General features: G+C 30.9%; 11 protein-coding genes. 6 read left to right on the forward strand and 5 right to left on the reverse strand.

What is annotated here, in order from left to right; genetic code table 11:
- Nucleotide 1: 1 nt before the first annotated feature.
- A complete protein-coding gene (locus tag MHH94_RS00975) occupies nucleotides 2–1,564 on the reverse strand; it encodes an IucA/IucC family protein (RefSeq protein WP_107609086.1) in 1,563 nt (520 codons plus the stop codon).
- A gap of 274 nt (nucleotides 1,565–1,838) precedes the next feature.
- Between MHH94_RS00975 and MHH94_RS00980 the strand changes: the two genes are divergently transcribed.
- Entirely contained in the window at nucleotides 1,839–2,297 is a 459-nt protein-coding gene (locus MHH94_RS00980) for a MarR family transcriptional regulator (RefSeq protein ID WP_078355326.1), read from the forward strand.
- 427 nt (nucleotides 2,298–2,724) lie between these two features.
- Nucleotides 2,725–4,113: a DHA2 family efflux MFS transporter permease subunit gene (locus MHH94_RS00985; RefSeq protein WP_340839303.1), complete on the forward strand. Its 1,389-nt coding sequence runs from the start codon at nucleotides 2,725–2,727 to the stop codon at nucleotides 4,111–4,113.
- A gap of 51 nt (nucleotides 4,114–4,164) precedes the next feature.
- Here MHH94_RS00985 and MHH94_RS00990 read toward each other — a convergent pair whose 3' ends face one another.
- From MHH94_RS00990 to MHH94_RS01005, 4 genes are all read right to left on the reverse strand, one after another.
- A complete protein-coding gene (locus tag MHH94_RS00990; protein WP_340839304.1) occupies nucleotides 4,165–6,207 on the reverse strand; it encodes a trypsin-like serine protease in 2,043 nt (680 codons plus the stop codon).
- Nucleotides 6,208–6,592: 385 nt separating this feature from the next.
- Entirely contained in the window at nucleotides 6,593–7,213 is a 621-nt protein-coding gene (locus MHH94_RS00995; RefSeq protein ID WP_106417922.1) for an NAD(P)-dependent oxidoreductase, read from the reverse strand.
- A gap of 200 nt (nucleotides 7,214–7,413) precedes the next feature.
- Nucleotides 7,414–7,581 (reverse strand): hypothetical protein, encoded by a 168-nt coding sequence (locus MHH94_RS01000; RefSeq protein ID WP_158259694.1) that lies wholly within the window; start codon nucleotides 7,579–7,581, stop codon nucleotides 7,414–7,416.
- 265 nt (nucleotides 7,582–7,846) lie between these two features.
- On the reverse strand, nucleotides 7,847–8,407 hold the full coding sequence (locus MHH94_RS01005; RefSeq protein WP_058591930.1) for a TetR/AcrR family transcriptional regulator: 561 nt from the start codon (nucleotides 8,405–8,407) through the stop codon (nucleotides 7,847–7,849).
- Between the two features lie 158 nt (nucleotides 8,408–8,565).
- Between MHH94_RS01005 and pgaC the strand changes: the two genes are divergently transcribed.
- Genes pgaC through MHH94_RS01025 form a run of 4 tightly spaced genes read left to right on the forward strand, consistent with a single transcriptional unit; the run spans nucleotide 8,566 to nucleotide 11,965 of the window.
- Nucleotides 8,566–9,798, forward strand: coding sequence for a poly-beta-1,6-N-acetyl-D-glucosamine synthase (gene pgaC / locus MHH94_RS01010; protein ID WP_340839305.1), 1,233 nt, complete (start codon nucleotides 8,566–8,568; stop codon nucleotides 9,796–9,798).
- Nucleotides 9,762–10,079, forward strand: a complete 318-nt coding sequence (icaD, locus tag MHH94_RS01015; protein ID WP_078355322.1) for an intracellular adhesion protein IcaD — start codon at nucleotides 9,762–9,764, stop codon at nucleotides 10,077–10,079. The genes pgaC and icaD overlap by 37 nt, the downstream gene beginning before the upstream one ends.
- On the forward strand, nucleotides 10,066–10,932 hold the full coding sequence (gene icaB, locus MHH94_RS01020; RefSeq protein WP_340839306.1) for an intercellular adhesin biosynthesis polysaccharide N-deacetylase: 867 nt from the start codon (nucleotides 10,066–10,068) through the stop codon (nucleotides 10,930–10,932). The genes icaD and icaB overlap by 14 nt, the downstream gene beginning before the upstream one ends.
- Nucleotides 10,925–11,965: an acyltransferase family protein gene (locus MHH94_RS01025; RefSeq protein ID WP_340839307.1), complete on the forward strand. Its 1,041-nt coding sequence runs from the start codon at nucleotides 10,925–10,927 to the stop codon at nucleotides 11,963–11,965. The genes icaB and MHH94_RS01025 overlap by 8 nt, the downstream gene beginning before the upstream one ends.
- The last annotated feature ends 34 nt before the right edge of the window (nucleotides 11,966–11,999 follow it).

Below are 11,999 nucleotides of genomic sequence, written 5' to 3' on the forward strand. Positions count from 1 at the left end.
TTTATTTGGCCTCCATATATAACGGGTTATTGATATTTGTATATTGGTAATCGTAACCTTCAGCGTATATTCTCATTTTTAATAGTGATTTAATTTTAAAGGTTGGTTGTTCTAAAATATTGATGTCAGGCGCACTATTTACGTGATGATCAGCTATCATATTTCGAATGATTTGATAACCTTTTGTACTGTCATAACCATAAGTAGCCAACACTTGTATAAGTTGGAACAGGTGATTGTATAAGACTGCATGGGAAAATACTGATAACAAATCTTCAAATGAGTCAGTAATCAAGCCTGTTGAATCATCAATATCTATATTTCTTTCATATAATCTCACGCCACCAAAGTCTCTTATATAAATAGAAATAGGCATGCCATCTTTAATGATGACAGTGCTATTTTGCATATGTGCTTCTAAACTAATACCTTCTTCAAGCAATAATCTATAAGTAGCTTCTAATAAATTATGTGTATATTCTGTTAAGAATAATTGAGTTGCAGAATCGAATGACATGTCTTGTGTTTGCATAATTGTTTCAATACATTCAATGAGTATAGGTTTTCTCGTAACAAAGCTATCAGTAATCAGACTGGCACATACTAATTGGTGACTGGTTTTCTGTTCAGGTATAAGGCTTCTTAACATAAAGCTACATTTATTAGCGTGTGATTGATTGATGTTTAAATAACTGCCTGCTAAATCTTTTTGAATATAGCTATTATCATAACCATTTGAACGATAAATGCGTTCCACAACATCGCTTAGAATTATGCCATTACGGATAGAAGCGGGAGACACATTTCTTACTGCACTTGTCGCTTGTGCATTGACAGCAGTCTTAACGATGCAATTTAATTCTCGCGCTTCTAAAGTTCTAAATGATAATAATGGACTGCTTTCAACAGCTAAATCGTGTAATGGAATCATGAACTGTTGTTCGAAACATGTTTCAAACTGTGGTAAAAGAAAATGCTTCAATTGCCATTCATGAATAAACAGTAAAGCATAGTTTTCAAATTTAATGCCATATTCTTTGCAATATGTATCAACTTTCTTTCTAAAAGTCTCTAATGCAGGCGATTGATAGATATTGATTTCATCTATAAAATCTTTATTGCACAATAGAGGAATGACGTTCACCGTTTGTCTAAATTCTGGGGAAAACTTAATAACATCATCTATAGAGAAACCTAATTTCGTCTTAGTCATAGGGTGGAAAGGATGTCCTTCAGTTACACTTTGTTCAAAAAAGACATCCGTTATATTTTCTTGTTCAACAAACTCAAAAATATTTTGATAACTATGACCATGTTGTTGATGATCGCGTTCAAATTGAATATAGCTCAAAGTGAGATTGCGAATAGAATCTTGAATTTCGTGTACTAAGCGTTCATCATCATAAATGACATCTTGACCAATATCTTCAAAACTTGATAATTGATCAATACGTCGCGTGATTTCACGGTATGCTTTCTGGTATAAAGTTGTTATGTCTTCTTCAGAAAAATCTTGAAAATATTGACGTATTTCTTGTATCTGTTCGTTATATACGATTTCCAAAAAGATCAACTTCCTTTTCAAATAATTTATATAGTGATAATCATTCTCAATTATAGGAGGTTTGAAAGGTTTGTCAATGATAGAAAATAACAATAAATAATTATGATAAATTATATAAAACTATTATTTTAATACTTTAGTTAGTCTGAAAAGGTTGGATTATGATAAGTACAATTGAATGAACTATTGATTTTTTATCATTTCTGTTACTATGAAGAAAAGTATGTGTAAAGGGAAATATCATATATGAGATTGAATATAAGGGGATTTAGCGATGAATAAAGTAAAATCTTTAATGCAAAAAATGGGCCATGTACAAAATAGAATTGTCTGGCTAAATAAACCTAAGATGGAAGAAGCTTTATCTGGATATACTTCCTCAGAAGTTCATTGTATAGAAGCTATTCATAATATAGAAAATCCAAATGTTAAAAAAATATCAGATGACTTATTTATGACACGTGGTGCCATTAGTAAATTAACGAAAAAACTCATTAAGAAAAATGCGATTACGGTATATCAAAAAGATGATAATAAAAAAGAAATATACTTTGATTTAACAACAGAAGGAAACCGAGTATATAGTAGTCATTTAGCATTACATGATCAATTTTTATTAAGAGACAAACCATTTTTTGATGATATAACAGAAGAAGAATTTGAAATATTGAATCGATTTTTTGATAAATATAGTGACTACTTAGATCAAGTCATTGAGAAGGAAAAAGCTTGATTAGAAGGAAGAAAAGCTGAGATGTCCGTGTCTCAACTTTTTTGGATTTAAGGATATTGACATCTCATACGGACATTATTCAGAATTCTGTCACTAACGGTGGTTCTAAGGGACACAATTCTAAATTCTGTCTCTAACAATGGTTCTAAGGGACACAATTCTAAATTCTGTCTCTAACAATGGTTCTAAGGGACATAATTCTAAATTCTGTCTCTAACGGTGGTTCTAAGGGACATTATTCAGAATTCTGTCCCTAACGGTGGTTCTAAGGGACATAATTCTAAATTCTGTCTCTAACAATGGTTCTAAGGTACATTATTCAGAATTCTGTCCCTAACAAAATTTTCCTTAATGTTATTTATGTTGACTAGGAAACAAAACTCTCTTATAATGTTTCTGTGGAAACAAAATATAAAGGAGTTTATTGATGTCTTCTCAACAATTAGAACACATTCCTAAAAGCACAATGATAGCGGCATGGGCCATTGCTTTAGGTGCTATTATGCCCATGCTCGATTCAACAATGATTAATATTGCTATTGATGATTTAACGAAATACTTTGATACATCACTTAATTTTATTCAATGGGGTGTTACGGGATATATTCTTGCTATGACAGTTGCTGTACCGTTTTCTGGTTGGTTAATGGACCATTTAGATGGTAAACGTGTATATATTAGTGCTGTCATTACATTTGGTATTGTTTCAGTATTAACAGGATTAAGCTCAAATATCTTTTGGTTTATTCTATTTAGACTCGTTCAAGGATTTAGTGCAGGTATCATTTCAACGCTTATGGCTACACTGCTTGTTAAGATAACCGGCCAAGATAAAATTGGTAGAGTTATGGCCATTGTAAGTATTCCCATGATACTTGGTCCTATATTAGGTCCGGTAGTAGGTGGGTTTATTATTCATTATATATCTTGGCAATGGATATTTTATTTGAACATCATTGTCATGATCATTATTACACCAGTTATGATTAAACGATTACCGTCATATGAACCTTTTAATAAAGGTAAGAGACTAGATTGGTTTGGGATAATCAATTTATCTTTAATCAGTATTACGTTAATTTACGGTATTACACACGCTACTGAAACAGCTTCATTTACAAATATTGAAACTGTACTCGTCCTAACTTCGAGTGCATTACTTATCGTGATTTATTTGATATACAATCGAGTTCAGGATTATCAAACCGTATTACCAACTAATTTATTCAAAAATCGTAACTATGCAGCTTCAAGTACCGGTTTATTTTTAGGCAATTTAGCGATTATGGGACCGATGATTATTTTCCCGCTGTTCTTTCAAAATTTTAAAGGGTTTAACACGATTGAAGCGGCTATTGCATTAATGCCTCAAGGTATCGGTATGTTATTAGCAAGACCTATGATTGGTAAATTAACAGATCAATATGGTGCTAAGAAAGTGATATTTGTAAGCTTAATATTATCGATTGTTGCTTCTATACCATTTATATTTGTAAACGGCAATACATCTATCATCATATTAAGTATGCTACTTTTATTACGAGGTATCAGTGTTGGCGGGATATTGCTACCGTTTACGACAAATACTTATGCAGATTTAAAAGACGACCAATTACCGCAAGCAGGTATTACGATTAATATTGTAGAAAATATTGGATCTAGCTTTGGCTCTGCATTGATTGCAACAGTCGTCGCAACAATATCTATCCACAATCATATAATGGCATTTCACATTGGATTTCTAGTCCCAGCAATTGTATTTATATTATTGCTTGTGTGTTGGGCAATCATTCCTTCTAAAAGTATGAAAGTATAAAAAGACCCCTAAGAGATGTTTCATATGAAACATCTCTTAGGGGTTATCTTATTATTTATCAGTTTTACGCTTTCTGAAGAACAATAAACTTCCTAACATTGCGAATAGTGTACCGAATAATGTTGTACTTATTGCTTCATTTTTACCTGTTTTTGGTAATTGTTTGTTTTCTTGTTTATCATCTGATTGAGTTTCTGCTTTAGCTTCATGGCTAGGTTGTGATGTCGTTATTTGTGTATCATTTACTGCTTTATCAGTATTTTTAATTTGAATAGCCTTAGCTTCTAGTTTAGATGTGTTATGTGCTTTAGGTTGCTCAGCCGGTTTAACAGAGTTATCGTCTGATTTAGGTTGTTCAGCCGGTTTAACAGAGTTATCGTCTGATTTAGGTTGTTCAGCCGGTTTAACAGAGTTATCGTCTGACTTAGGTTGCTCAGCCGGTTTAACAGAGTTATCGTCTGATTTAGGTTGTTCTGTTGGTTTAACAGAGTTATCGTCTGACTTAGGTTGCTCTGCTGGTTTAACAGAGTTATCGTCTGATTTAGGTTGTTCTGTTGGTTTAACAGAGTTGTCGTCTGATTTAGGTTGTTCCGTTGGTTTAACAGAATTATTGTCTGATTTAGGTAGCTCATCTGTTTTATTATTAGAAACTTTGTTTATGTTTATAATTGTTGAATTTTTAAGTTTGTTTTTATTAATCAGTGATTTATTAATAGCAAAATCATTATTTGTACTAGATGCATCAGAATGATTAACGTCATTATCGTTATCAGATTTATCTAAGTCACTAGTATAATTGTTATCATCAAGTTTATCAGAAGTAGTGACATCATTATCGTTATTATTATTATTATTATTATCGTTATCTGAGTTATCGTTTGAAACATTTGAACCTGAATCTGGAACTCTATTTAGTATAGATTGAATCCAGTCGTAGATTTCTTGCGTAATTGGGGTTCCTAAAGTACCGTATTTATTACCTCTTGTTCCATAAGAATGAACTGCAATAATTTCATCGTTATTATCTTCTAAATAGACTGGACTTCCTGATTGACCAGCTGAATTATCCATAGAATATTCTATATTACCTTGTTTTTGCTTTTGTACAATAGTACCAAGATTAGTCCACTGATTAATAGAATTTACATTTTTATCAATTGGATAACCTTGTGTCTGTACTTTTTTACCGATTAAATCGTCTGTATATACTTTAATGTTAAAGGGTCTTAATTCATCCAATTCTTCACGTGGAGGATGGCCGTCTGCATCAACTATAGGTTCAGGATCGACTTCAATTATGCCGATATCATATTTTCTTAAAGGTGAAGCTATATATTTGTCCGGTACATAAAATGCTTTAATTTTATATTTTCCAAATGGTTCCCAATTTCCATGTTTACCAGGAATTAAATAACCGCCTGTTAAGTATTGTCTAGGGTAATTGTTATCATAAATAACATGAGCTGCAGTTAAGAAATAATTCTTACCTATGTATGCTCCTGACCCTTCTCCGCCTTTAAGACTTTCAATTTCACCTTTATAATTCGCGTTTTCTACTCTTATATATGCAGTTCTGTTGTCGACTTCATAGTTTTCTTGCATCCTTCTCGTATCTTTTAAATAACCTTCTTCGTCATAATTGGGATCTTGAGTCTTATCATAATTTACGTTGTCCTCTACAGAAGGGGAGAAATATCTGAAAGATCCAGTTGGTACATTCGGTTTATTTGTATTTTTAGAGTTATCATTTTGTGATGTATTTTGAGTATTACTATCTGAAGTTTTTAATTTATTAGAAATTGTTTCTTTATTTTCTTCAGGTGATGTATTTACATTATTTGTTACAATATTATTTGTATCTGTAGAAGCCTTTGTAGTGCTATAATCTTCTTTTGACGTATTGGAAAGTGTACTTGATGTATCTTTATTTTCAGTCTCTTGTTTATTTGTTTGACTAGCTTTCGGACTTTCCTCTATTAAATTGTTATTCTCGCTAGCATGAGTGACAGTTGGATGAGATAAGAAAAATACACCTGCGATAATAACAGGTAACTTTACTAATCCCGTTCTGAAGTTGATAAAGTTTTTATTCATGTAAAACTTCCTTTCTTGGATGATACGAATAATATACAAAAATCCCCATGTAAATTCAATATGAAAATGATTATTATTATCAATTATTTTAGAAAAATTTTACAGTTGTGTAAAAATGGATAGTAGAGGTGTGCAAGAAAGGTGTGACTAGCAACATAGAAGCTCTGAATATTGCAAGACGAGCATGACTAGCAACATAGAAGCTCTGAATATTGCAAGACGAGCATGACTAGCAACATAGAAGACTCGAATATTGCAAGACGAACATGACTAGCAACATAGAAGACTCGAATATTGCAAGACGAGCATGACTAGCAACATAGAAGCTCTGAATATTGCAAGACGAACATGACTAGCAACATTCGGAGGCATTTTACATTCTATTTCAATATCCTATTCCAACGCGTGATTGAATAAATTCGTCGGACGATATTTGATCGTAAACGAAGTCTGCTGTGTCTGGGACAGATATTTTCACGGCATTCTCTGGTAAGTAGTCTCGTTCGACTCTGTATTGTCCGATTCTTTCGCCATCTGGTAAATAGGTTGGGCATATGATTGTCCAATCTAGCTCTGAATTTTTAAGGATTGTATAAACTTTATGATGTTCTTCTGCTGCACGTGTTGTGCGTCTTTTAGATTCGTTAGATTGATAGCGTAGTAAATTCTTGTCAGTTCGACTTTGTAATATGCCAGCAGTACCTATTGTGATGATACGTTTACTGCCTTGTTGTGACATTGTTTCAATAATTAATGGCATAGCTTCTGATAATGTAGTGGAGCCGTCTGTACTTAATGCACTTACAATAATGTCGTTACATTCAGCTGCTTTTTGAATATCATTTGGATTTAATACATTTCCTTCGATTAGTCTCACAGATTGATGGTCGATGCTTAATTTATTTTTATCACGAACGAGTACAGTTACGTCATGGTCGTCTGATAGTGCGTGTGTTAATACTTCTTGTCCAACTCTGCCAGTAGCACCTAAAATTAAAATTTTCATTTGTATTGCTCCTTTTATAAAAGTTTTTTATTTTGATTATAAATATGTTTGAGTATATATGATATATCACCAGTATGCATTACAAAGATTATATAAATACTTTTTCATTTGAGACTAATTTATCTGGTGAGTTCTAATATATAAAATAAAAACCATTTCCAAGAAATGTGGAAATGGTTTTTATTAAAAGTATTCATGAGTTAATCTGATAATTTGGATTCCAACCTTTCCAAGATTTCTTTTATTATAGCGAGCTCTTCAGATAAGTTATATTCATTAGATGATATTTTTTGACTAATTGTTTGTGAAACATATAATAAATCATCACTAATGTCTTCAAAATAGTCTCTCCCGTGATTCTTGACCATACTTATACCTCTTCCTATTTTGTATATATAAGTATATTACCCAAATTTATTTTATTTCTAACAAAAATTGTAATTAATTTAAGTTTTTATTCTTTATATTCACTTTGATAAATTATTTTTAAATAAAAATTATAGTTTTAAAAAATAACATCTCATTCTACTTAATAATTCAGTAAGCAATGAGATGTTATTTTGTCTTTATCATTCAAGCACTAGAGTTTTAATGTTTTATCAGTTGAATTGTAAACTACGATAATGTTCTACTTTATTTAATTTTACTTAATAGCAAATTTGCGTGATGATTGAATTCGTTTTTAACTTCATTTTGTGTTTTCTCTGATTGTGTGTATGCTCTACGATAAAGCCACCCATTAATAAACATCCTAACTAATAATACAAAGTCACTCTTATCTAATTTAAGTTTATGATGTGCATGAATCTTTTCTAATTTATACGTTAGAGCAGTAGATAACTTATGATTATAATGTTCAATATTAGATGTAAAGTTTGAAGGTGCAAATGATAACTGGACATAAAATTTTACTAAGTAATCTGAATCGTAAATATAATTATAGAAAAAAGAAGAAAGCTCATCATATACATTCAGAGGCTGAGAATCGATTCCTTCAATAATACTTAGTCCTACTGACATACAATTTTCAATACATTGTTCATACAATTCATCTTTGCTTTTAAAGTAGTTATATAAACTTGCCTTTTTTATTCCTAGTTCATTGGCAATATTATTTAGTGATGTTCCATAATAGCCCATTTCAGAAAAGGTTCTCATACTTATATGAATGAGTTTCTCAGATGTATTATTCACTTCATTTGCCTCCTTTGCTACATATGAATAACTATACAGGAAATAGCACAAAAAATCACTCGTAAAAACGTTTACATTTAACACAATAAATTACGCATTGCCTTTTTCTCTGGAAATGATATACTATTTTTACAAACTACCGTTCGTTAGGAGGAAATATGAAGCTTTTATTATTATTTTTTATTATTTATCCAATAGCTATGTCAATTTTTTGGATAATCGGAACTTTGATTTACTATATTTTTATCGAAAGAAAGTTGAAAGCTAAACATATCAACTATCAACCACAAGAAGGGATTTCGTTTCTTATCGCTTGTTACAACGAGGAAAGCACCATTGCAGAGACGATTAAAAATTTAAATGATCTCTCATATCCAATCAAAGAAATTATTGCTGTTAATGATGGGAGTTCGGATCAAACTAAGGCAGAATTATTAAGACTTAAACAAGCGTACAAAATTAAGTTTATTAATTTAGAAGAAAATAGGGGTAAAGCAAATGCGTTAAATATTGCAGCTCAATATGCTCAATACCCATATTTGATGTGTGTGGATGCAGATACGATTATCGACGATGATGCACCGTACTTTATGGTGGAAAGTCTAATTGATGATCCAACAATCGGTGCAGTAACGGGGAACCCACGTATTAGAAATAAATCTACTTTACTAGGGAAAATTCAAACAATCGAATACGCTAGCATGATAGGGAGTATAAAGAGAGCACAAACGATTAATGGCTTTGTTAATACAATATCTGGTGTTTTTACGTTATTTAATAAAAAAGCATTAGAAAAGAATCAATATTGGGATACGGACATGATTACTGAAGATATTGCAGTGTCATGGAAGTTCCATTTATCGGGATACAAAATAAAATATGAACCGAGAGCATTATGTTGGATGCTTGTTCCTGAAACATTTAAGGGGTTATGGAAACAAAGGGTAAGATGGTCCCAAGGTGGACATGAAGTGATTTTAAGAGATTTTAAGAACATGTTAGAAGTAAGAAATATTTCATTATGGTTGTTATTTATTGAACAAATCCTTTCTGTAATATGGGTATATGGCATAGTTGTTATCTTATGTTACACAATACTGCGATTAAACTTCTTGGATTACTACTTCTATAATTATCAATTAAATATCTTTTTAATATCAGCATTCTTACTGACGTTTATTAACATTATTCAATTTACTATTTCTTTATTGATTGATAGTAGATATGAAAGAAAAAACAATTTATTTGTCATATTTTTAAGTTGGTACCCAACTTTCTATTGGTTAATCAATGCGATTGTCGTCGTTGTTGCATTTCCGAAAGCACTTAAACGAAAAAAAGGAGCGTTTGCTACATGGACAAGTCCAGACAGAGGGAACATAAAAGAGTAGAATCAAATTTAAATATTTTCAGAGAGTCAATTGTGTTTGTTGCGTCATCTATATTATGGCTATATTGCATAACGGTGCTATTTGTAATGGTAGGATCGTTATTACCGATAGACAATCATTTTATACAAATTGTAAGAGTGATATTGAATCTTGAGAAAGGTGATATTGTCTCGATGTTTAATTATTTTGTGATTGGTTCAATCATCATTTCTGTATATTTGATGATTACGTTTCGATTCAATGTTAGAAGAAAGAGAGCTGTACCACATGAGTATTATTAAGTTAAGTCTTAAGTGGTCGATGATGATAGCTTTGATATTATTCATGTTCATTTCTAGTGATCAATCAGTACTTGCTAAGAAACAAAAAACACTTGGCGGCGAGAAAAATGGATGTCTTGCATTAAACTATCACCGAGTGAGAGAAGACACATGGATAGATAAATTATTGTCAGCATTCTCGAATAGTAAAGAATTAAAAATTTATAGTGTTACAGATAAGCAATTTGAAGCTCATATAAAGTGGTTAAAAGAAAAAAATGCTCAATTTTTATCTTTAGATGAATTCATTCATTACAAAGAAAAAGGTAAGTTCCCTAAAAATTGTGTGTGGTTAAATTTTGATGATATGGATCAAAGTATTTATGAAAATGCCTTTCCAGTTATGAAAAAATACGATGTCCAAGGAACTGGTTTTGTAATAACGGATCATGTAGGTGACCCTGATTTTCATAATATTCGTATGTCGCCTAAAAAAGAATTACTCAAAATGAAGAATAGCGGGTTATGGGATTTTGCATCGCATACACATGATATGCATACTATGAAAAAAGATAAATCAAAATTTGTATCATTTGCTGAAAAAGGAAATATTAAACAGGATATCGATAAAAGTACGGACTATATTAAAGATGAACTAGATGGAAATGAACAAGCGATCGCATATCCGTACGGTCAAGCAAACGATAAATTAATTAAACAACTTGATAATGATACATCAATCAAGTATGGATTTACATTGGAAGAAAAAGCAGTTGTTCCAGATAGCGATAATTTTTACATTCCAAGAGTTATGGTAAGTGATGACGCTTTTAACAAGCTTGTTAAGAAATGGGAAGGATTTAATCATGAGTAAAGGAAGATATATTGAATTTATATATTTAAGAACATTTTTATGTTTATTAATTGTACTAACACATGTTTTTACCGAGTTTACAAACACAAATGAACCTGATGATATGCAATTACAATTCTTATATTGGATCAGAATGATCTTAATTATCGGGACACCTTCATTTATTATATTGTCTCAACTATTAACGACACTAAATTATAATGATAAATTAAAAATAGGCTATTTAAGAACACGTCTAAAATATATATTATTACCTTACTTAATTATGGGTGCTTTCTATAGTTATTCTGAATCACTTAAATTAAATGATTCATTCTTAACGCAATACACAGAGAATGTTATTCAAGGTAATTGGTATGGCTACTTTATTGTAATCATTATTCAGTTCTTCTTGTTAAATTGGATCATCTATCGAATAAATGCTAAAATACTTTTTTCAAAATGGAGTCTTATCATTTCGTTCATAATTAATACAATCTATTTGTATAGTTACCAAAATGTTGAACCTGTCAGAGAATTTATAAGTCAGTATTATCCATTTAGTCCTGAAACATTCATAATTGGTTGGCTGTTTTATTACTTTTTAGGTTCTTACGTAGGTCATAATTATCAAGCTATTAAAGATTTCGTAACGAAATACATCGCTTTAATTGTATTTTTAACAATTGCTGCATACGTAGCCTTTGTATTTGTAGGAGAACATGATTATTGGATGGTTAGTAGTATGGATTATCGTATTTTATTATATATCACTTTTGCATTTTTAATTATAATTAACTTTAGCTCACAGTTTGATGAATTTATGTTTAGTTCTGTTGAATTGATTAGTAGATATTCATTTTTCGTTTATTTATTACATCCGATTATATTGGAATATATGTTCCAATATACAAGTATATTTGAAGAACAGACTTTTATCTTTATTCCAATATCATTATTGTTTATTGTGGGATGTTGTCTAGGGATTGGTATTTTATTAAGAGAATTTCAAATTTTTAAATTCGTAATGGGCAGACAACCTTATAACAAATAAATATCTATATAAAAAAAGCAAGTTATCTCATAGT

It is taken from the genome of Mammaliicoccus sp. FSL K6-3158 (assembly GCF_038005105.1).
In the GTDB taxonomy this organism is placed as follows: domain Bacteria; phylum Bacillota; class Bacilli; order Staphylococcales; family Staphylococcaceae; genus Mammaliicoccus; species Mammaliicoccus sciuri.